The organism is Sphingobacterium sp. G1-14 (genome assembly GCF_002196555.1).
GTDB lineage: Bacteria > Bacteroidota > Bacteroidia > Sphingobacteriales > Sphingobacteriaceae > Sphingobacterium > Sphingobacterium siyangense.
This window is the reverse complement of record NZ_CP021381.1, coordinates 4,427,880-4,450,589: the sequence shown is the minus strand read 5'-3', so window position 1 is coordinate 4,450,589 and position 22,710 is coordinate 4,427,880. Positions and strand designations below refer to the sequence as shown.

Genomic DNA, 22,710 nt, shown 5'->3' with positions numbered 1-22,710 from the left:
ATATTTCTTCAAAAGATTATAAATTAATGTTGCTTTTTTTTGTTAAACTGTTTTCGCTTGGCTACTTAATCACCGCATTTCTATAGATCTCTCAAAATGATATCTCCAGTAGGTTTCCTGTTTTGATCTCAAGATAGGTTCTGGATCGATATCCAAAAGTAATGGCAATGGTCTTCGATAACAGCTTTTAAACATTTTTACCCTTCTTTTAAATATTCGTTGCAAAGCGATTTTGTTGAAAGCAATAGCTTTGCTTTGTAACCAATTGGCGAAAAGCCAGTTCATTTTAAATAAATGATCCAGTAAATGCAATAGTGAATTTTTAAGGGATGCCACCTGTTAAAGCGAGCTTATTATGTGACCAGATAGCACATAGCGGTGAGCAGATACAGTTAGCATATAAGTAATAAATAACCAAATTGTATAAATAAATAACCAAGTACTCGCCTCAAGGGGCAAAAAGACATTTATCTCAAATAAAGATTATGAACAGAAATTATGTGTCTTCTTTCTTTTGTTTTCCCAAAGAAAGGAATAGGAAAGTGAAATGGTTGTTAATGGCTTCCATTTTAATGGGCATTGGACGACTGTCTGCTCAGGAAAAAGTGATTCATGGAAAGATCATCAGTGATCAAGGAAAACCAATTATTGGGGCATCGATCAAAGTGAAGGATAAAACCCTCAGTACTTCAACAAACGAGAAAGGCGAATTTGTACTCAAACTCAATCCGGGAGAAGTCCTTATTGTATCCAATGTGGGTTATAATCAGGCAGAATATGTAATCGGTAATTCTTCGGAAATCAGTATTCCACTTGTTGCCGCAGAAATTGCCGTGGATGAAGTTGTGGTGGTAGGCTATGGTAAACAGAAGAAGGTCGATCTGACCTCTTCCATCGCTGTTGTGGATACCAAAGATCTGGTGAAAGTACCTGGTGGTACAATTGCTACGCTTCAGAGCGCCGTGCCTGGAGTGCAGGTAACCAATGGCGCTATCCGTATCCGTGGCGTTGGATCCATTAACGGAACCGATCCGCTCTATGTCGTGGATGGGATGATCGGCGGAGCTATGCCGGATGAAAATAATATTGCCAGCATTCAGGTTTTGAAAGATGCCGCATCAAGTGCCATCTATGGTTCCCGTGGGGCCAATGGCGTTATTTTGGTCACCACAAAACGGGGTAAAGCCGGAGAGGTGAAGCTCGATTATAATGCCTTCGCCGGCATCAAAAATATTTCCCATAATATACCTCTGCTGAACGGACAGCAACTGGCCGAATTGATTAATGAGGAAATGTACAATAAGGATCCTTCGCGCAAAGATTATCTGGCCGCGCTGTCTAAACCCTCCGACATCGGGCACGGGTATAATATGATGGACGAATTGCTGCAGACGGGCAATTATCAACGGCATAATCTCTCGGTTTCCGGCGGATCTCAAAACGCCAATTTTCGGCTTAGCGGTATCTATGCGACAGACAAATCCATTATTATTCAAGATAAAAATAAGTATTATGGCGCCCAATTTATCTCTGATTTTACCAAAGGAAAACTCAAGATAGGCGAAACCCTTTCCTTAGGTTACACCCGCCGCAACTGGAGCGACAAAAATATCATCGATGCGCAAAAGTGGTCCTCGACATTACCGCTCTACGATGCCAACAGCAGCACTGGTTTTGCCGGAGCTGGCAATGGAACGGATGTTCAGAGTGCATTGGCAAATGCATACCTCAATAAAAACGTCAATGACAACTTTTCGGTAAACGGCAATGCCTGGGCTACTTATGAGATTATAAAAGGCCTGGTTTACAAATTTAATATGGGGATCGACCTTAGCCGGGTGCGGAATGAGGGGTATATAGGTAACTACTCTGTCGGACAATATCAGAACCATAATCCGGATGAACTCAATATTTCCAGCAGTCAGAATAACCGCTGGTTATTTGAAAACACGCTGACTTATGAAAATAACTTTGGTAAGCATGCGATTTCGGCTTTGGCGGGAATCACTTCAGAAGAATCCCGGTATAATGCTGTCAATGCTGGGGCCCGTGGTTTGCCGAGTCCGGATGTTTTGATCCTTAATTCGGCATCCCTGGCGAGTTCCCGTCTTGTGGGGTCAGGTGTGGGACAGTCTGCCATGTATTCCATGCTGGGACGTGTCAACTATAATTATGATAACCGCTACTTGTTGACATTTAATATGCGACGGGATGGATCGGCCAACTTTAGCAATCAATACCGCTATGGAAACTTTCCTTCGGTATCAGCGGGATGGCGGATCAGTCAGGAATCTTTCATGAAAGCATTTCCTGCGATCAGCGAATTGAAGCTCCGAGCTAGTTACGGGCTTTTGGGTAATTCGGATATTGCACAATATCAGTATCAACGGACAGTTAGTTTCGACCATGTCTGGTATTACCTGAACAATGTGATGGTCACGGGGGCCCTGCCACAGACTCCCTCGAATCCGAATGTAAAATGGGAAAGTCAGTATTCAACTGATCTTGGTCTCGATCTGGAGCTTTTTGATCATAAATTGGCTTTGACAGTTGATTACTATAATAAAAAGACCGAGGACATGCTGATCAATGTACCCATTTCGTTTACCGCAGGCTATGGTAACAACTTTCCCGTGCTGAATGCCGGTAGCATACGGAATCGGGGCTGGGATATCCTGGCTTCCTACAAAGATCAGGTCGGTAATTTTGGCTATCGTATCGGCGCCAATATTTCTTTTGTGAAAAACCGCGTGCTGAGTCTGGGCAACAATAATGAAATTTTATGGGGAAGTATCTCTCCTGGGGGTGAAAACGTCACAAGAACAGCAGTTGGTCGTTCGGTAGGGGAATTTTGGGGCTACACCACCAACGGTTTATATACCAGTCAGGCACAATTGGATGCCGATAAAGCTTTTGCACCCCACGCAGCATTGGGCGATGTACGCTTCAATGACCGAAATGGCGACAAGGTCTTAAATGATCAGGATAAGGATTTTTTGGGAAGCCCAATACCTGATTTTAGTTACGGCTTCAATGCTGATGTAAACTACAACAGTTCGATTGGCACATTTGATCTGTCGATGATGTGGCAGGGAAGTAAAGGAAACGACATCTACAACAATAGCCGCTACTGGGGCGAGGGAATGTACCATTACTACAATAATTTTGCATCGACTCTGGATCGTTATCGTGCGGAGGAGCTTGTCTTCAAAAATCCGGTATCTGGTGAAACTACGGTCTATCCAAAAAATACAGATACTACTATTCCACGCGCTGTACTCGGCGATCCCAATCAAAATTTAAGGGCATCCAACAGGTTTGTGGAGGATGGCTCTTACCTCCGGCTTAAAGTACTCAACATTGGTTACAGTTTTTCAAGTCCTAGACTTGAACGTTGGAAGATCGACCGACTGCGGTTTTACGTAGGCGCAAAAAACCTACTGACCTTTACCAAGTATTCAGGTTATGATCCTGAAGTGGGGTCGGGCGATACGCGCTCCAATTTAAGCCGTGGAATTGACGGACAGACGCCATGGGGACTAAGCTTCCCGAATTCCAGGGAGTATTTTATGGGTATTCAATTCACATTTTAATTTTCATTTCGATACCATGAACAGACACTATATAAAACTTGCTGTTGCTGCTTTGTTGATACAGTTTTCGGGCTGTAAGCCAAATCTGGATCTCTCCAATCCGCAGGAATTGTCGACAGACACTTATTATAAAACAGCAGATCAATTGGAAAATTCGGTCATACCTGCCTATCAGGCACTGATCGGCCGTACGCAAGGCGGATATGCCCGCAGTTTGTACTTCGAGCTCTTAGCGCCCGGGGACGATTATAACCATACTTTTAAATGGGAACCCATGTATCAGGATACATACAATACACCTGCGAGTGATGGAATGGCCGCACTCACCTGGAAAGATTTTTGGAATGGGGTCTTTGCGGCAAATTTAGCCATCGATCGTATTCAAAAATTTGAGGGCGAAATAGACCAAAATAGAAAGAATCGGTTACTGGGAGAAGCGTATTTTTTGCGAGGTTTGAATTATCTGCACCTCGGCATGCTGTTTGGAGAAACTATTCCGCTGATTAATAAACCTGTTGAAACAAATGAAGATTATTATCCGGGCAATTCGCAAGCGGGTGCAGTATATGCGTTGATCGTGGATGATTTTAAAAAGGCTGCTGAGCTGTTGCCCACACGGGCGGCACTGTATGCCGATAGTAAAATGATCGGTCGGGCAACAAAGGGGGCCGCGCAGGCCTACCTGGCAAAAACATACCTGTATAAACCTATCCTGGCGAAGGGACAGGCTGCGGATTTTGCCAATGCCGAGATCCAATTGAAAAGCGTTATTGATAGTAAAGAGTATCAATTGATGTCTTCCTATAGGGACAATTTTTTGGAGGCGAAAGAAAATAATCAAGAATCTGTGTTCGAGGTACAACTCTACAATGGGCCGGGCTGGCTAGGGGACGATATATCAAGTTCGTGGCGATGGCAGGAAATAGGCATGTTTGATGGTACCGGTGGGGCCTGGTGGAACCTGGCTCCGAATAAAATGGCGCATGATGAATTTGAAGAGGGGGACCCTAGAAAGTTTATGACGCTGTGGTGCGAAAACGGTGCAAAGTTTACACAACTGGACGGTAAGGTGAGCACCTATACAGACTGGATGAAAAACCTGGCAACCAATAAAGATCTCTATGGTACGAGAAAATATTGCCCCGATGTTCAGATTGCGGATTTCGACAATGGCAACAATGACCGGATTTTCCGATATAGCGATGTCCTGCTTCTTTATGCGGAGTGCCTTAACGAACGTGGCGATATTGCTGGAGCAAAGCAGTACATCAATCTTGTGCGTAAACGTGCCAATAATATCGTCCCCGATGAGCAACCACACCTGTGGTATCAAAAATCCAACGGGACAATTCCCGACGTAGATGGACTGATTGCACAGGGTCTGGTAAAAAACGGTGTCGCGTTGAATACGATAAAAAATATTATCGTGCATGAACGATTTGTCGAATTTTTGGGAGAATATCAGCGGTATTTTGACCTGTTGCGCTGGGGCATGGCTGACCCTGCCTGGCTCGAGCCTTTAAAGAAAGCGGGCTGGTCGCCGAAAGCCATGTATTATCCCTTTCCGCAGGCCGAACTGGACAATAACAAAAATTTGAAAGGGAATGACATGAACAATTGATTTGGGAAAATAGATGTTTTTATTTATTCATAGTTAGTGTTAGGTGGGGTGTCCTTTTTAGGGCACCTTTTTTGATTCAACAGAACAAAAAGAACGCTGTGTCGATATTGTACTAATATTGATCGATAATGGAGTTTCTTTCCTAGGGCTATACAGTTACTTTTGATAGTAGAGAAAATAACAAATTATAAACCGAATGATTTTGTCCAGTACTTTGGGCCAAAGCATTCCGATCGAAGTTCAGATTACAATGGATAGAAGAACAGCAATTAAATGTCTCGGTGCAACTATTCCCACCCTTTTCTTGAGTAAATTTAGCCTTGCCCAAGCTCAATTGGGGAAAGCTCCTTTTCATCCCGACTGGCGTTCACTGGAAAACTACCAGGTACCAGAGTGGTTCAGGGATGCCAAATTCGGTATCTGGGCACACTGGGGACCGCAGTGTCAGCCTGAGCGGGGCGATTGGTATGCGCGGGGCATGTATCAGGAGGGATCGGATCAGTATAATTATCACGTCGAAAAATATGGACATCCTTCGGTGTTTGGTTTTAAGGATGTTATTCATCAGTGGAAGGCCGAAAATTGGAATCCTGAAGAATTGATGGAACTGTATCGAAACGCCGGAGCGCAGTATTTTATGGCTTTGGCCAACCACCATGATAATCTGGATCTTTACCGCAGCAGCCACCATAAATGGAATAGTGTAAATGTTGGCCCTAAAAAAGATATTGTGAAGGGCTGGGAAAGTGCTGCAAAAAAAAGAGGACTAAAATTTGGTGTCAGCGTACATGCGGCACATGCCTGGACCTGGTACGAAACGGCACAACGGAGTGATAAAGTCGGTAAGTTTGCCGGTATACCCTATGATGGGAAACTGACGAAAAAGGATGGCGCAGGAAAATGGTGGGCAGCATACGATCCACAGGAACTTTATGCACAGGATCATGCGCTCAGTTTGGATAGTAAGGATGATAACACCGTTCATCGGCAATGGCATTGGGATGTAAATTCGGGGGTAAGTGTGCCAACAAAGGCCTATTGCGAAAACTTTAAGGCCCGGACCCTGGAATTGATCAACAATTACAAACCCGATATCGTTTATTTTGACGATACAGTGTTGCCGCTTTATCCAATAAGCAATGTTGGCCTAGAGATCGCAGCCGATTTTTATAATAAAAGCATGCAGGCAAATAAAGGCAAGGTTGATGTGGTCATCAATGGCAAAATACTGAATGAACAACAACGGAAATGCCTGGTATGGGATATCGAGCGTGGACAGAGCAATACCATTGAACCGCAGCCCTGGCAGACCTGTACCTGTATCGGTTCTTGGCATTATGATCGCCGGATTTATGAAAATAATCACTATAAATCGGCTAAAACCGTAATTCATATGCTGATTGATGTCGTCAGTAAAAACGGCAACTTATTGTTAAGTGTACCATTGCGCGGTGACGGTTCCATCGATGACCGTGCAAAGGATGTCGTAACTGGAATAGGAGGCTGGATGGCAGTTCACAGTGAAGCAATCATAGGGACAAGACCATGGCATATTTTTGGTGAGGGGCCTGCGCAGGAGGAAGCCCCTTCACTGAGTGTGCAAGGCTTTAATGAAGGGAAGGGAAAAGCTTTTACCGGCGATGATGTGCGCTTCACGACAAAAGGAAATAAGTTATATGCGTTTATTTTGGGCACATCGGCTGAAAAGCAGCTCCGAATAAAGTCATTGGGTCGTTTAGCACCCAATTCGAGAAAGGTCAATTCAGTCCGGGTACTTGGATATGCCGATCATATCGCTTATACGCAGCTTGATGCCGCGCTGCAGGTGACTTTACCGGATGATTTTATCCAGAATAACATTGCTACGGTTTTGGAAATCGCTTAGATCAATTCTATCGTCGCAGTGTTGTTGCCAGTTAAATCAAGAATTTAAGTCACCTGTAGTTGGCAATTTAAAGCAATGGAAGTTTATTTTTTTTGAAGAATTTTAAGCATGCTTACCGCATAATTTTTGCCAAGCTGTCGGTATCCGGCGGGACTGAAGTGCAGTCCATCGCCGATACCCTGGCAACCAGCAGAGGAAACGATATGGGCAGTCGGGATAGTAGCTGGCAATGTCTGGATGATACTGTTCATGCTTGCGCATTTGCCCCCGGCTTCTGCCGATAGGAGTTCACCAGCAAGAAGGGGAACATCTTCGGCGTTCAGGTGCAAATCGTGCAAGAGGTTTTCATAGACTTTTTTTACTTTATTGGGCCATTCGCGATCGCCGGTATTGGATTCCCCCTGGTGAAGTAAAATACCTTTGATAATACCTCTCTGCTGTGCCGTCTTGGCCAGGGCGACAAGCCTCTTATAAGGATTATTGTCATAAGCTGCAAGCATGGATTTCATCCATTCGGGTGCCTTTGCGACATAGCCTGCCGTGCTATCTTGATCAAATAATTGAATATGGCAACCGCCTACCGAAACGTTGATGACTCCGATTTCGATATTTTTGGAAAGCTTTTCTACAAGCGTTCTGCCAAAATAATCTGCAGGTGTAAGGCCTGTGTGGCAACGCGTAAGTGGTGCCCGGGCAGGATACCACTTGCCGTATTGCCGTCCCAATTCGGGACAATCTACTGCCGCCAGCACATGGAAACGGCTGTTGGTGATGATGTCCTGCGGTTCGAATTGTCCATGTCCCTCCATATTGGATTGTCCTAAACAGAGGTAGATATGGAAGTTCTTGTCTTGGGCAAAAGCTATTGTTCCGGTAAAACTACAGACCAAGAAGATCAGTAGCAGCATTTTAAATTGTGTTTGTCGCATCGTGAAGCTTTTTATGTTTTAAAATTAACCTATTTCGCGGTAAGTATCGCTTACCGCGAAAAGATAGCGTTTAGTTCATCGCTATAAATTTGAACTTAAATAATTGGCAGGAGGTACCATAGTAATCCCAAAGCTGAAGATTGGAATTGCCGTCCATGGTACAGTTGGGTACATCCCAACCGCGTGTAGCATCTACCTTTGCGGTAATTTTGTAATAGCCATTGGCTACAGCGGTTACCTTCCAGGCCTGCGCATCGTTGCTATAGTTCTGCCAGAGCCGGATGGCAGTTCCGAGGGCATTGCTATTGCTCGCCAGATCAATGCACCGATTGCTCGCGCTTGCTTTTGAAACAAAGCGCCAGTACCCGTTACCGGCATCTATAGCAACCCAGCGCTGTGCATTTGCGCCATTTCTGGTCCACGGTCTGAGCACTGCACCGTTGGCATCCTCACCTGATTTTAAATCAAGTACCTTGTTGGCGTCGGTCTGGAATTCGATTTCGTAAATGCCATTATTGACCAGGCTAGTGACTGTACAGTTAGACATGGGGTAATTGGAGGCAGCATACTGCTGAAACCATTGTTTAGCAGGAGCAGCACAGGCTTCCCAATCATTGTTAAAAGCTGTCCCCGCGTTGGGGTCCCCTTTGTGAAGCAGGTCGTCGGGGGCGAGGAGGTTCCAGCTTACATTGCCGGACTGATCCACAATGTATTTTAAATTGGCTCCAAAACCGTTTCCGCCAGCGGTACCCGTTGATCCCGTACCAAAGGTCCCATATCCCTGTGGAGCCCAGTCAGTCTCTGTAATGGCGATGGGTGCAATGTCAGCAATAGGTTTAACATTGGTATTCCAGGCATTTTGAAAAGCTTGATAGGTATTGACACCACCCCAATACCCAGGGTAGATATGTACTGCATAGCCAATGTTGCCACCCGTAATAGGATTATTGACATAGCCTTGATAATGGGACTGCCAGCCAGTTCCTGGTATCCAGCATACATTGTTGGCACCGTTATTACGGATGATATTGACCAAGGGCTGAAAGAAATTTTTCAACGCAGCAAAATGCTCGTTGCCGGTCGTCCCCCAGTTGCCATTTGTTCCCAGAATCTCAACGGGTTCGTTAGCCAATTCAAACATCACATTGTCAGCATTCTTTAGTGATGGGTGCTGCGATAGGAAAGTCCATACGGTCTTAAGATAAGTATGATAGGCATCATTGACTGCGATACGGTGTGGACATACGCCAGGAGGACGCAAGATCACATACATGCCCCGGTTACGGGCATGGTTGATTAAAGGAATAATGACCTGATCAGTATAGGTAACCAAGCGATTATAGTTAAATCTTGAGATGTCGTCTTCAGGAATAGGAGCGCCCGGATCATTGGTCCAATACGGATCGATGTGCAGACGGATATAATTGAGATACCAACCGTCGGCCGCGCTGCTGAGTTTGTCAATGACTGCTTTATTGTAATTGAGCGCACCCTGAACATTGTAATTATCCCAGGTGCAGTAACCGGAGTTGGCACCATACTGGCAGCCATTGAACCAAGGGCTGGGTGTAATGGCCACTCCATGCAGGACAATATTGTTGTCACAGGGATCTTTGAGGTACTTCCCGCCTACATGTAAGGTTGGTGTCGTTCGTGGCCAACCTGTAACGGCTTGGGCGGAAACATTGGATTTAAGACTTCTTTCGGATTCGCTGGTCAAGGTTTTTTCTTCCAGCCGCGAGCAGCTGGAAAGAAAAACTAAGAAAATGACCAGAAGTAACCACATTTTGTTTGTTCTCATAATTTAAATATAAAAGGGTGATTAATGATCTTATTTTTTAGCTAACAATGCCTCAGCAACCGCCTGATAGGCTGGCTTTCGAACGAATCCTTCGGTCCATAAACCGATGGGTTCCCCACGTCTCCAGAATGAATTCTCTTGGTCCGGACTGTCCAGTGGGCTCCATATGGTAATACCATATTGCTTATCCTTGGGAATGATCTCAAGATATTTTTGAACGACAAATTTGTACATGTCGGCCTGCTGCTGATACATTTCAGTCGTTGCATTGCTAGTCTTTATGCCATTTCCCAAACCAATATCGAGCTCAGACACTTTGATCAGCTTGCCGGTGGCGGCCAATAGGTTAAACATACTGACGATATTGTCTTTGCTTGTGTTGATGTCGATGTGCATCTGGGTACCGATTCCATCCACTTTGGCCCCTTTGCTTTCGACGTAGCTGACATAGGCGATCAGCCCTTTACATTTGTTGTCACTGCCTTCCAAGCCATAGTCATTGATGAATAGGAGATCATTGGCATTACCATATTTGCGGGCAAACTGGAAGGCTTTTACGGCATAATCTTTACCCAAGTAATCCTGCCAGTAGAATTCATCATCCGCCAGATCGGTTTTGCCCACTCCCGTCTTTAGGGCATATTGGTCGGGCCAGTCGGACATCGGTTCGTTGACTACGTCCCAAGCCTTGATGTAGCCTTTGGTTTTCTCAAGCATGCCGGCAATAAATGTCTCCAGTGCTTTCGCGAGAATGGCTTCTTTCTCGGCAGGGGTTTTCTCGATCGTGCTGCCCCCAGGGCTCCCATAACCTTCGCCATTGGCGGACTGCGCTCGGGAGGAATTGTTTCCCCAGCCAAACCAGCCATCAATATTGCTTTCAAAATCACTGTTGGCAATGAGGCTTGCCGAACTGCCTGTTTTTGTCAGCACAACCTTGTCGATGAAGATGGTACCATCGTATTGACCAAAATTGATGATAAAACGGTTACGCGCGGCAGTTGCGGTCACTTTGAGTTCGTATTCTTTGTAGCTTGTTGTTAATGCCAATGAACCCATATTGTCGCCCGTATAATTGGAGGTGCTCTGCAGATCGATACCAATGTTGCCCGCTTTGCTGCCCCGGGCTACAATCTTCAATACATATTCTTTCCCTATTTCCGTGGGGTTAATGTCTGTGGCTGTCTGTGCTTCCCAGGCATTGACAACAGTGGGATTGCTCATTTTTAATGCATGTCCCGCTAGAGCTGGTCCTCCAGAACCTGGTATTACCACAGGAGCGATTAACTTATTCAGGTAGGCGGCATTCTGTCCCGAATGCCAGCACAGCGTGTGGCCATACAGTGCCATGTTGTTTTCCTGCGCAGCTGTGATCAGCTGTTCTACACGAGATAGATTCAGGCTTCCGTCGGCTTGCACAATGGAACCATGCTTCATTTCATAGCCCATCACCATTTCTTCGAAATTGCGGTTAGCCAAGCGGTAGAGTACTCCTTTGTTAAAATAATCGTTCATATTGAGCGCAACACCCAGCTTAAGTCCGGGGTTGCCTTGCTTATCCAGATAACTTTTTAATGGATTGTAAGCATTGATATCTTCCTGCGTCAGTACTTTCTCCGGTTTATCGACGGCGTAATCCAGTGGCTGATATTTGGAACAGGAACTCCAGGCGGTGCCGAGCGAAAGTAGGATGACGATAGTTTTATTGATTTTTTTCATCGTTGTTCGTTATAGAATTGATACTACTTTTTGATGGGTGTAAATGTTTCCATTTTTACAGATCTGTCCCGCATCACGAGGGTATCCTTGCTGGTGACACTCATTTGTGTCATATCGATCGTGTAGGAAAGATAAAGTGCATCTCTGTCTGCATTGCCCCAGCTGTTTTTTTCGCCCCGTTTGACAAACTTACCGGTTCCTGTAGCGGAGATGCCAGCACTTGCCGAGCTAATGCTACAATTGTTGTCGTCGTCAAAAGTTAAGTTCAGATTGACATTGATATTGACATCATCAGCTCCTTTAAAAGAAAGAGGCAAGATCGATTTCTTTAGCGCTGCTGTCGTGACGCTTTTGACTTCGTCTTTTTCTACATAAGCCTGATGTCTGACGATATTTTTTGTCAAGCTGTTATTGGCACCTTTGCCGACAATTTGGTCGGTACCCCGACGCAGGTAATTGCCGTGCCAGGGATTGATATATTTGAGTGCATAAAAGGTAAAATCTTTTGGTGCGACATCCCAATCGGATACAATAGCCCTATTGGCAGCCTGTAGCGAAGTTTTACCGGAGAGGATGGAATCGGCGTTAACCACTTTTGTCATCCTTAGAGGAAGTACGTAATAGGTTTCCAAGGATTTTGGGTCGGCAAAAAATGCGTCAGTCAGCTGTACTTCAACACCACCTGTGAGACTACCATTTGGGATATTGATCTGATTGCTAGCAAGCTGATAGTAATTGTTGGGTAATGCGGTAACTGTCTGCCCGTTTGGATAGCTAAGGCCATTCGTAAGGCTGTTGTCGACAACAAAATCGATACGGATGTCTTTTCCATTGTTGTATACTCCTCCAGTGGTTGCCATGACTTTCACCTTATGCTGGTTGTCGAGACTGTTGTCAAAAATGTCTTCGCCTAGGGTTACCGTTCTGACTGGTGTCTGATAGGCGAAGTATACCGATTGAAATTCGAAATCTGGGAACTCCCAGTCGTTATTTTTGCAAGACGCCAGGCTTACCAAAGCCATGGCGTAAAGAAGATTGATCTTTTTCATTATGCGTGTATTAATGTTAATTCCATCCCGTATTCTGTACAAGATTGCTGTATTTGAGTACTTCACTGTACGGGATCGGACCGTAGTACATAAAGTTTTCATAAAGTCTATTCTCTACCGGAATCTCGGTATAGCTGTTGTTGCTTATACTGATTCCTTTTGCAGCAACGTTGATATCCAACTTCCAGCGACGCAGGTCCCAAAACCGAAACCCTTCAAAACAAAGTTCTAGTCTCCGCTCATTGCGGATCAGCTGCCGCATTTGCTCTTTGTTGTTTTTTACCTGTTCTAGGTAAGGATCGCCATTGTTGGCTCCTACACCCGCCCGTCTGCGAATAGCCTTGATGATGTCGTAGGCCGAGAAGGTAAAAGTACCCATGCCAGTAGGCCCCCAGGCCTCATTTGCGGCTTCGGCATAGGCCAGATACATTTCTGTCATCCGTATACGTGTATTGAAATGCATTTGTTGTGTAGAAGATGAAGGGTTGAGGTTTACATCTTGGCGCAGCAGCTTTTTCAGGTAATAGCCCGTCCGAGTAGATGTCTCGACCTTATTTAACCCATCGTTTGTTGGACTATTGGCAGCGGTATTGATAGCCGTGTTGCTTACGCCTGCCGTGGCACCATTGACAATAATGTAAGTCTTCAATCGGGGATCCCGCTTGTCGTACGGATTGGTTTTATTGTAAGCCGAATTGGCATCGTCAATGGGATAGCCATTTTCCATGGGAAAGGCATCGACCAGATTCTGTGTAGGATTGAGACGTCCTCTGCCAAACAATGTTGGCGGAAAATGGTCCTGTTCCATGCTGTTGCTATTTCCTTTGTCGGTGCGCCAAAGTATTTCGGCCGGATTGGATCCGGAGGTTAAGCCATCGACCACATCTTTATTGTACCAGGTGAATCCTTTCGGATCGATACCACTTGGTCCGCCTTTGGCCTGGATGACCTGCCCCGCATAGGTGGCGGCTTGCTCCCAGGTTGTTTTGCTGCCCTCGCTGTATGCCGGACTTGCCGCCATTAACGCTGCTCGGGCACGAATTGCCTGCGCGATGCGCTTGGTCATGCGGAGTTTGAAATAGGCTCCAAATACACGGTTGTAGTCGTCTTTATTGATTGTGCCTGCGTATTTGACCGGAACTTGACTGTCTGCACTGATGTCTTCATAATCCATAGGCAACAGGTCTTCTGCATTTTTGATGTCATCGTAAAGTTGCTGCATGCAGGCTTCGAACGGTGCACGACTGTGGTTAAAATCCGAATTGACATCTTCGGGAGTCAGCAGGATAGGCACACCAAGTATCTCACCGGTACTCGACTTTCCGGCATGGGATTGCAACAGGTGAAACATAAATAGTGCCCGGAGACCATAAGCTTCACCTTTCATGCGATCGTTAAACATCGTACTGACCTTGGGATCCAAGGCCCATTCTACTTTATCACTTAGGGATAAAAAATTGTTGAGGTACTGTATGGCTGCATAGCTATTGCGCCATTGGTCGAAAGGATTGTTGATGCTTGTCCATTGTCCGGTTGCTGTTTTAAGGTAAGTATTGCTTTTATCGTTGCTCACAGCATTGTCTGTGGCGACATCATCAAAGCTATAGCTATTAGCCGGAACCCGGTTGTATCCATTTAAAAGTAGCCCTTGTGCGTAAAGGGGGCGACTATTGGCTGTTTCAATTTCAAGATTATTTTCAAGAGCCGGCTCAAACATATCTTCACAGGAAGAAAATAGTAAGCTGCTTAGGATGGCTATGGTTAGTATTCTTTTCATCATTCTCGTCTTAGATAGTAAAGATTAAAATAGTGCCTTCAGTCCGATGTTGAAAAAACGCATTTGTGGTGCTTGTCCAATATTCAATTGCATCGTTTCCTTTTCTTTGGCAATGGTCAGTAGGTTGGATCCCGTGGCATAAATCCCCAGTTCGTGTATAAACTTAGCATTGAATAGACGCTTTGGGAAATCGTAAGACAGCTGCACTTTGGATAGGTTGATGCGATCGGTCTTGTAAAGCCAAAAGTCTGAGCTTCGAAAGTTGTTGTCACTGTTAAAGGTGGTAAGGCGCGGATAAGTTGCGGTCTCCTTGGTCGACTCTGTCCAGCGGTCACGTACGACCACTGAATATTTATCTTCCGCATCTACCCAAAAGTAAGAACTGTTTTTCATCGCTTTGGCTCCGAACTGTCCCGTTGCCGCGGCAAATAATGTGAAATTATTCCATTTGACTGTCAGGTTGCAACCTAATGTCAGTGGGGTACCGGCCCATCCGCCTTTGCCTAAGTATACTTCGTCGCGGGTATCGATGGTACCATCACCATTCTGATCTTTATACTTGATATCCCCAGGCTTGACTTCTCCAAATGTTGAAAAGGCAGCTTGGTCAATTTCACTTTGACTGTTATAAAAACCATCATGCTGTAAGCCCCAGATGGCGTCTAGTGGTTTTCCGGCTCTGTTTTGGTAAGCAAATTCATAGAGTTCGTCCCTTTTTACCGCCTTGGTCGTATAGTACATCCCGTTGAAACCCAGTGATACGAAGGTTTTGTTGATCTGTTTGTTCAGGTTGATGCCAAAGTCGACACCCCGGCGTTCGTCGTCGTTAAAATTGACATAGGGAAGGTCTGAATAAACCGGCCAGTAAGTCATAAAATACATTGGGTACTGTGTTGCCGCCTGTACCAACCCGCCGCTCATCCGATTAACAAAGTAGGACGTATTAAAGGTGATCAGGTTGTTGTAGAGCCCACCTTCGAGGTTGATATTAAATTCCTTGCGTTTCGGGAATTTCATGTTGGGGTTGTCACCCCTGCGTCTGTCAAAGGTATGGACGAGGTCACCGTCGCGCCAGCTATACCATGCTGCGTCGTTATAGGTATAATAGCCCTGATAGAGGTAATAGTCGCTAATATCCAGATCCGTGTTTAATATACCGGCCGACGCGGATAATCTTAACTCATTGACGACTTTGCTGTCGACCAAAAAATTTTCTTTAGATAGACGCCAGGCGAGCGCTAAAGTAGGAGATAGGGCTCTTCTATTCCCTTGTGGTAATTTGGCGGAATGACTGTAAGCACTGCTAAAGTCAACATAATATTTGCTTGAATAATTGTAGCCCAACTGCAGCCCTAGGTTGGCATTGCTGGTTTTGTGGTAGCTGCCAGAGGCAGCGATCTGGAACGCATTGGCCAATAGGATTGCCGATACATGGTGGTCATTACCGTAGGTACGGTTAAAGTTTAGGGACCCATTGAGACCGATGGTCTGCCGATAGGTACTGCCACTGATATTTTGGATGCCTGAAATACGGTCGTCACCATATTTTGTGAGGCTACTGATAAGGTCTTTTCCATCATAGTTGTTCCACGATGCCTGATAAACAGCATAATTGTTGTTATAGGATTGGTTATAATTTGACTGATAATCCACAGCCAGGTTGGTTTTGAAAACCAATCCTTCCAGGATATTTTTCAAGTCAAAATTCAAACCCGTATTAAATTGAAACTGCCGATTTAGATAGCGGTTTGTGCCGCCGGCATAAACGTTTGCAAAGGCATTGGTTTGATCCAGCTGACTTCCCCCAAGGAGATATTTGCCATCGATGAGAAAATTGCTGTTGTTGACATACACCATCGAGTTGACGTCACCTTCTTCGATCATATCAATAGGAATGAGTGGAGAGAAGCGATGTGGCCGCACGGTTGCTGCTGCACCCCAGTAGTCCGCATTTACCCCTTTGGAAATATAAAAACTGGCTGCCGCATCGACGTTCAGGGAGATCAGATCATTGACTTTCACATCGATGTTACCGCGCATATTGAATCTATTGGCGCCACCATTTCTTTTCGCCTGTCCAAAATTGAGGAGGGACCCTTCAGACCAAAATCCAAAGTTGGTATAATATTGTGCACGTTGATTTCCGCCTGAGATTTCGGCGGTGGCATCGTAGCGATTATAGTGATCTTTGATATAGTCCGATGAATAGTAATCCACGTTGGGATAACGATATGGATTTGTTCCGGCTGCATGTTGGTAGATTGTTTCGGTACTATAGAGTGGTGATAATCCATCATTTTGTCGAGCTTCGTTATACAATGTCATATATTCTGCGGAGCCAAGATATTGTGGATAGCTCATAGCCGCATTGATACCGCTATTGGCTCTAATTTTTATCTGTTGACCTCCGGATTTTCCGCGTTTTGTCGTGATGCTAATAACGCCTTTGGCTGCTCGGCTACCATAAAGAGCGATGGCATTGGCGCCTTTCAATACACTGACCTGATCGATTTCTGTTGGCATAACGTTATTGGCATCACGCGGAAATCCGTCCACTAATACCAAATAACCACCCATACCCCAAATATTACCGTTGTATCCCGGAATAAAGGCATCTAGATTTTCCAGACTGTAGGTGTTGTAACTCTTGTCGAGCAATTGTGGAACATTGATGGATTGTACATTGCCCATGAGGTCCTTCTTCTGAACTTTTCGGAAAGCGACCTGTACAAGTGTCGTACTATCGGTGCCAATACTGTCCGGACCAACAAATGTCGAGCGCTCCGGAAAAATATTTTTATGTTGTCTAATGGTTGGATTAAGTGATTCTTTCGCCATTCCTTCAGCGGTAGCTATCCAACTTAATCCAAGACATAGTGCTATTCTTAATTTTTTGTACTTCATTTTTTGAATGATTAAATGAAAAACTTGTTACCAGCCTGGGTTCTGATAGAACTCGGGATACATGTTGACATCTCTGACCTTTAGGGGCAACCAGTAATGCTTGCTTGTAAACTTCCGTTCCAAAAGCACATTTTCTTTCATGTTTACGACGCGGTTTTGGGATGGATCTACGGTGTTGAAGGTTCCTGCCCGATCAAAAACAACCGATTTTTTTAAGGTGTAAGGTGATTCGGTCAACAGCAACCAGCGTCGCAGATCATTAAAACGATGACCTTCAAAAGCGAGCTCCACAGCTCGTTCCCGCCGTAATTCAGGCAACAATGCGTTCGCCGAACCTAGAAATTTGGCATCTACATGACCCACGCCAGCCCGATCTCGAACGATATTGATCGCATCAACTGCTGTTTTACCGTAATTGTCGGCTTTGCCTGTAGCTGAGTTGGAAGCCATCATGGCGGATTCGGCGTACATCAGATAGACATCAGATAAACGCATATAGGGCACGTAAATATGAAGATTGGATCCATAATTATAGGCTTGATCATATTTGTTGGCTGTTATAGGGACAAATTTACGTAACACGTAGCCTGTCTGGCTGCCAGACTGGATATCTCGATAGCTTCCATTACTGTAAAGGTTAGCGTATCGATTTTTTTCGTCCTGTGTATTTCCCTGGACGACTTTTGTTCCATCGAAAATGATGTCCTTATAAAAGCGTGGGTCGCGATCTTTCCAAGGGTATTCGGCATTGTAACCTGATTCTGCGTCAGACTGGGTAATGTCTTTGATCGGTAAACCGTTTTTCATGCCATAGTAGTCGACATAATTGGCTGTTGGAATAAACTTCAATGCATCTCCGTCGGAGACGACCAGCGGAATGTACTGTTTACTGGTACCATAATTCGATACCCATGCGTCAATGTAGGGCCCTCTAAATATAGCTTCTGTACTGCCGGGCATGGCCCAATTTTGGCCTGTTGTGTAAAAATTCAAGTGAATATTGGCCATAGGAACAAGGGCGTAATTTGTCTGTCCGCTTTCGACAAGTGAAAGTAGTTCACCAAAGGCCTGAGCTGCTTTTTTACAATAGTCAGTATGATAGGTTTTATTCCCGGTAGACTGAAAATTCATCAAAGGGCTTCCCGCCCAAAGATAATTTTTGCCAAGATAAGCAAGGGCCATGATTTTGTTGATGCGCAATTGATTTTTACCCAGGGTACGTTTTCCGGCAGTGGTATTGTCCCAGTCGATCGGCAATAGATTGGCCGCTTCTCTAAAATCGGCCGCAGCAAGATCCGCACAGGCATGGTAGCTCAATCTTGGCAACCGCAGCTTTTCGTCACTTGGAAGTACATAATTGATGTACGGCATCCCGCCAAAATATTCCATCAATCGGTGGTGAAACCAACCTCGGAAAAATAACAATTGCCCCTTGATCAGGTTCTTTTCTTCGGAGGTGGCTTCGGTTAATTTGTCGATATTCTCTAGTCCGAGACTGACTTTTCGCAGGCCAAACCAGGCCGCGCTCCATAAATCGCGGAAGGCACGGTTGGCAAATACATCCCCATTGATGGTGGTAAAATCACCCTGATCCATCCAGCCGGAGCCCCAGCCGTCGGATTCTCTTTGCCAACCCCAAAAATTACCATTGTCGATTTTGTGAACGAAATGATAATTGCCAGCCGTTGAGGTCATTTCATCTTCACCCCAGTTCCACGAGTTGGTCCAGTAGTTGTTGCTGAAGTTGACAACACAGCTGTATAACTCTTCTGTATAACCTTGAAAGTTAATAAAGTTTTTAAATGCTTCTTTGGAGGACACATTGGACTGTTCTTCTTTATCCAGGTATTTTTTACACGAGAGTAGGGATGTTGAAGACCAGATCACAGTAGATATAAAGATTACCTTGAAATACTTTTTCATAGTGGTAGGATTAAAATGTAATGTTTGCACCTAGATTAAACCGCTTTACCGTAGGGTAGGCGCCCTGTGATGCCCAGCCCGTACCGGCATAATTGGATTCACGGTCGTCTGGCATTTTGGACCAGAAAACTAAGTTGTTGCCATTTAGAAAAATGCGAAGGTTTTGAAGCCCAAGTCGTTTGATTACGCTGGATTCCCGATTAAAATTGTAGGCAATTTCGGCTGTTTTCAATCGAATGTAGGAACCATCAAACATATACCGGCTACCGGGTGTATAAGTACTCGACTGTGATAACCAGCGTGGTAGTGGTACGTCTGCATTGACATTGTCCTTTGACCAATAGGAACCTTCGTCATAAGCGAGGTTAAGTTGGCCCGAGAAGCTGTTGAAAACAACTTGCCGGGTGACATTATTTACGGCATACCACTGGGTCATGACACTGAAATTCTTCCAATCAAATCCAATGGTGTAATTATAAGTGTTCTGTGGTACCGAAGGAAAGGCGTAGGGAATATTATCCTTAGCATCGATAATACCATCCCCGTTATAATCCAGTATATGATAATTGCCGGGTAGTTTCGCTAGGTCATTGCTTTCGTGCGCGGTACTCGAATAAAGTTCGTCCCAAGTATTGTAATATCCGGAGCTAACATAAGAATAGGTTTGACTAACTTGTTTGTTATCCGGTTTCTGATATTCGGGCAGCAACTCGGGGGCATCGGCATTGATGACTTTATCCTTGGCATGGGTAAAATTGATATCAGCCCATATTCTCCAGTCGGTATTGAGCTGTCTGTTAAATTTCAGTTCTACTTCAAACCCTTTATTCTGTACCTTACCTAGGTTGGCTGTAGGTGCCTCCATCCCAAAGTAGGAAGGAATGGCTCGGTTGGCGCCGCTAATCAGAACATCTGTCCGCCGGTCTCTAAAAAAGTCGACTTTACCGGTTATCTGGCTATTGAACAGACCGAAGTCGAGGCCGATATTGAATTTGTTAACTTTTTCCCAGCGGATATTTGGATTGCCAAGCGCACTTTCCTTATACCAGATATAAGGACTGGTATTGCCGTCGGAGTAGGAGTAGCGGCCTTCAACCCCCATGCCAGCGGTGCCCCCATATGCCCATTGGGTTAGGTACAGAAATTGACGGCCGCCACTATCGTCGCCGATGTCACCATAGGACGCACGTAACTTGAGCATATTGAGAAACGAGATAGGCCTCATAAACTCTTCTTCAGTAACTAGCCAGCCTATCCCACCGGAATTGAAAAAGGCAAATCTATTGTCAGGACCGAATTTTTCTGATCCCGTATAGGCTCCATTGTACTCGAGCATATATTTATTTTTGTAGTTGTAGGTGGTGCGGAATACCCAGTCTTCGCGATAGGAGGGAATCATACTCCCTGTTCCGGTCTGATTGCGGTTGAATAACCCCATGGCAGTGATGTTGTGATTCTTAGCGATGGTCGTTGCGTAGTTTAACTGCAATTGATAAAATAATCTTCGATAGGTAGACCAGTCTCTAACCTGTCCGGCACCGGTTGTCCAGTTTATGCCCTCGACGAAGTCAAATCTATTTGTACCATCGAAAGCGATCTGATAGGTTGGCAATCCCGTATTGGGATCGATCCATTTACTTTGTGTACTGTTGTTGGCATCATTGATACCGCGGCCGCCCTCGACAAACGTGTTGTCCAGTGAGATTGTCCCACGAACGTTAAGCCCCTTCGTTAAAAACTTAAGATCTTGTTCGAGCGTAAAATCTGTTGTAATACGACTGGTGGTGATGTATTCGGTTCCGCTGAGTGCCAGCACACGGGCAGAGTTTATCCCGGCTTGTGTGTTTAAGGCATAGTAACCCCAGGTACCGTCTGAATAGCGTGGATAAATAACATCTGGAGCTACCGTATAGGCAGCGATCCAATAGGAATAATCGTTGCCGCCGCCCCATGGACTTTTTTTGACACCGCGAGACCCTGCCAGGTTGGTTGAAAATTTAGTTGTGGGAGTAAGCTGGAAGTCTAAATTGGACCGTACATTTAGACGGTTAAAACCGTAGCCAGCTTTATAACCGCGAGCATTTTCGAACTGGCGGAACATATCGCCTTCGTAAAGAAAGTCCGCATTGGCAAAATATTTGACAAAGGGTGTGCCACCAGCAATATTGACGCTGCTATTTTGTGAAAAAGCGTGGCTTTTAAATAATTCCTTTGCCCAGTCGGTATTCACGTAACGTTCGCGTTCCGTCTGGTCAGCGGGAAAACGGTATTTATTGATGACGTCTTGTGGAAGATAGTTGGCCCAACTGGAAGGAGAAATCCCTAACTCATATTCGATAACCTTGTTGCGTAGCATCAAAGCATCGTACGAATCCATTTTTCCCGGAAGTTGGGAAACCGTTTTTACAATGTTGTTGACGGTACCGCGTATCAGCATTTGCCCTTCTTTACCCCGCTTGGTGGTGATTAAAATAACGCCATTGGCCCCTCTAACACCATAGACAGCAGTTGCCGAGGCATCTTTGAGGACGGAAACAGTTTCGATGGAACTGATATCAACGGCAGATAGTGGCCTCTCTACGCCGTCCACCATGACTAAAGGATCGGTATTGTTCCAGGTGCTACGCCCCCGAATCACAATACGGGGATCTTCCTCGCCGGGCATACCTGTACTTGCAGTAGTAATCACTCCGGGGACGTTACCGGTCAATGCGGCGCCTACACTAGAAACACCACCTGCGCGCTCAAGGATTTTACCCGAAGTTTGCGCAATGGCGCCAACGACAGTTTCTTTTTTCTGACGACCATAACCGACGACAATGGTTTCCTCGATTTCGATAGACTTATCGCTTAGTTGTACTTCTACCGTGTTCTTATTGTGGATATCCACTTCGATTTGGCTATATCCTAGCTTGGAGATAGTCAACAAATTATTATCTGCAGGGACTTGGATCGTGAAAGCTCCATTGTCATCGGTAGCCGTGGCTAGCGAGGTGCCTTTTACCCTGATGGACGCACCGCTCACTTTTTTATGGTTACTATCGACGACAATGCCCCTTATCTGCCTTTTGGCCTGAGCATAGAGTGTTGTCTGTCCAACATAAAGCAGGAACAGCAGTAAAGTGAATGGCTTAGCTATACCCCATAGCTTTTTCCAATGCCTTACTCGTGTGATTGTACATGTAATCATCATCGCATTTGTGGATTGATAAATAGGTTTAAGAATTCTTGGTTAAATTTTCTCTAATTGGCTAGATACGTTTGTATCGGTGTTCCCTTAGTTCATTTTGATAAAAAATCTAAGGGACAGTCATGGATCATCAGGTACTGTCATATGCTGTATAATAATTGGTTAAATTTTTTATAACTATATAGCAACCGGTTGCATTGTTTGCATATAGTTTTCCCTATATTGGAAATGCCTTTCAAAGCAGTTTATAATTGTATACCAAAGCTAGCCATTGGAAAATTTGGTGGATAGCAAGAATGTTTAAATGAAGGATAAGAATGTC

General features: G+C 45.0%; 11 protein-coding genes. 3 read left to right on the top strand and 8 right to left on the bottom strand.

Annotation, left to right across the window (positions count from 1 at the left end; translation table 11 throughout):
* Nucleotides 1-485 precede the first annotated feature (485 nt).
* The 3 genes from CBM24_RS19225 (at nt 486) to CBM24_RS19215 (ending at nt 7,099) form a co-directional block, all read left to right on the top strand.
* Complete coding sequence (locus tag CBM24_RS19225) at nt 486-3,593, top strand: SusC/RagA family TonB-linked outer membrane protein (protein ID WP_075993571.1); 3,108 nt, start codon at nt 486-488, stop codon at nt 3,591-3,593.
* A 16-nt stretch (nt 3,594-3,609) separates the two neighbouring features.
* Nucleotides 3,610-5,214: a RagB/SusD family nutrient uptake outer membrane protein gene (locus CBM24_RS19220; protein ID WP_088162348.1), complete on the top strand. Its 1,605-nt coding sequence runs from the start codon at nt 3,610-3,612 to the stop codon at nt 5,212-5,214.
* 196 nt (nt 5,215-5,410) lie between these two features.
* Nucleotides 5,411-7,099, top strand: a complete 1,689-nt coding sequence (locus CBM24_RS19215; protein WP_232475575.1) for an alpha-L-fucosidase — start codon at nt 5,411-5,413, stop codon at nt 7,097-7,099.
* Nucleotides 7,100-7,182: 83 nt separating this feature from the next.
* On the opposite strand, the gene CBM24_RS19210 is transcribed toward CBM24_RS19215, so the two are convergent.
* The 8 genes from CBM24_RS19210 to CBM24_RS19175 all read right to left on the bottom strand — a co-directional run bounded on the left by CBM24_RS19210 (nt 7,183) and on the right by CBM24_RS19175 (nt 22,391).
* Nucleotides 7,183-8,028: a sialate O-acetylesterase gene (locus CBM24_RS19210; RefSeq protein WP_088162347.1), complete on the bottom strand. Its 846-nt coding sequence runs from the start codon at nt 8,026-8,028 to the stop codon at nt 7,183-7,185.
* 70 nt (nt 8,029-8,098) lie between these two features.
* Nucleotides 8,099-9,829 (bottom strand): RICIN domain-containing protein, encoded by a 1,731-nt coding sequence (locus CBM24_RS19205; protein ID WP_088162346.1) that lies wholly within the window; start codon nt 9,827-9,829, stop codon nt 8,099-8,101.
* Nucleotides 9,830-9,859: 30 nt separating this feature from the next.
* A complete protein-coding gene (locus tag CBM24_RS19200; protein ID WP_075993566.1) occupies nt 9,860-11,545 on the bottom strand; it encodes an endo-1,4-beta-xylanase in 1,686 nt (561 codons plus the stop codon).
* A 23-nt stretch (nt 11,546-11,568) separates the two neighbouring features.
* Nucleotides 11,569-12,594 (bottom strand): DUF5627 domain-containing protein, encoded by a 1,026-nt coding sequence (locus CBM24_RS19195; RefSeq protein WP_088162345.1) that lies wholly within the window; start codon nt 12,592-12,594, stop codon nt 11,569-11,571.
* A 16-nt stretch (nt 12,595-12,610) separates the two neighbouring features.
* Entirely contained in the window at nt 12,611-14,374 is a 1,764-nt protein-coding gene (locus tag CBM24_RS19190; protein WP_232475574.1) for a RagB/SusD family nutrient uptake outer membrane protein, read from the bottom strand.
* A gap of 21 nt (nt 14,375-14,395) precedes the next feature.
* Nucleotides 14,396-17,275 (bottom strand): SusC/RagA family TonB-linked outer membrane protein, encoded by a 2,880-nt coding sequence (locus CBM24_RS19185; RefSeq protein ID WP_088162344.1) that lies wholly within the window; start codon nt 17,273-17,275, stop codon nt 14,396-14,398.
* A 27-nt stretch (nt 17,276-17,302) separates the two neighbouring features.
* The gene (locus CBM24_RS19180; RefSeq protein ID WP_075993563.1) at nt 17,303-19,198 is read right to left on the bottom strand and encodes a RagB/SusD family nutrient uptake outer membrane protein; all 1,896 of its coding nucleotides are present in this window, start codon (nt 19,196-19,198) and stop codon (nt 17,303-17,305) included.
* Between the two features lie 10 nt (nt 19,199-19,208).
* On the bottom strand, nt 19,209-22,391 hold the full coding sequence (locus tag CBM24_RS19175; protein ID WP_232475573.1) for a SusC/RagA family TonB-linked outer membrane protein: 3,183 nt from the start codon (nt 22,389-22,391) through the stop codon (nt 19,209-19,211).
* Nucleotides 22,392-22,710: the final 319 nt, after the last annotated feature.

Excerpts from the sequence above, each read along its gene's own strand:
- CBM24_RS19205 (WP_088162346.1), bottom strand. The coding sequence starts at position 9,829 with ATGAGAACAAACAAAATGTGGTTACTTCTGGTCATTTTCTTAGTTTTT.
- CBM24_RS19220 (WP_088162348.1), top strand. The coding sequence starts at position 3,610 with ATGAACAGACACTATATAAAACTTGCTGTTGCTGCTTTGTTGATACAG.
- CBM24_RS19200 (WP_075993566.1), bottom strand. The coding sequence starts at position 11,545 with ATGAAAAAAATCAATAAAACTATCGTCATCCTACTTTCGCTCGGCACC.
- CBM24_RS19195 (WP_088162345.1), bottom strand. The coding sequence starts at position 12,594 with ATGAAAAAGATCAATCTTCTTTACGCCATGGCTTTGGTAAGCCTGGCG.
- CBM24_RS19225 (WP_075993571.1), top strand. The coding sequence starts at position 486 with ATGAACAGAAATTATGTGTCTTCTTTCTTTTGTTTTCCCAAAGAAAGG.
- CBM24_RS19215 (WP_232475575.1), top strand. The coding sequence starts at position 5,411 with ATGATTTTGTCCAGTACTTTGGGCCAAAGCATTCCGATCGAAGTTCAG.
- CBM24_RS19190 (WP_232475574.1), bottom strand. The coding sequence starts at position 14,374 with ATGATGAAAAGAATACTAACCATAGCCATCCTAAGCAGCTTACTATTT.
- CBM24_RS19180 (WP_075993563.1), bottom strand. The coding sequence starts at position 19,198 with ATGAAAAAGTATTTCAAGGTAATCTTTATATCTACTGTGATCTGGTCT.
- CBM24_RS19185 (WP_088162344.1), bottom strand. The coding sequence starts at position 17,275 with ATGAAGTACAAAAAATTAAGAATAGCACTATGTCTTGGATTAAGTTGG.
- CBM24_RS19175 (WP_232475573.1), bottom strand. The coding sequence starts at position 22,391 with ATGATGATTACATGTACAATCACACGAGTAAGGCATTGGAAAAAGCTA.
- CBM24_RS19210 (WP_088162347.1), bottom strand. The coding sequence starts at position 8,028 with ATGCGACAAACACAATTTAAAATGCTGCTACTGATCTTCTTGGTCTGT.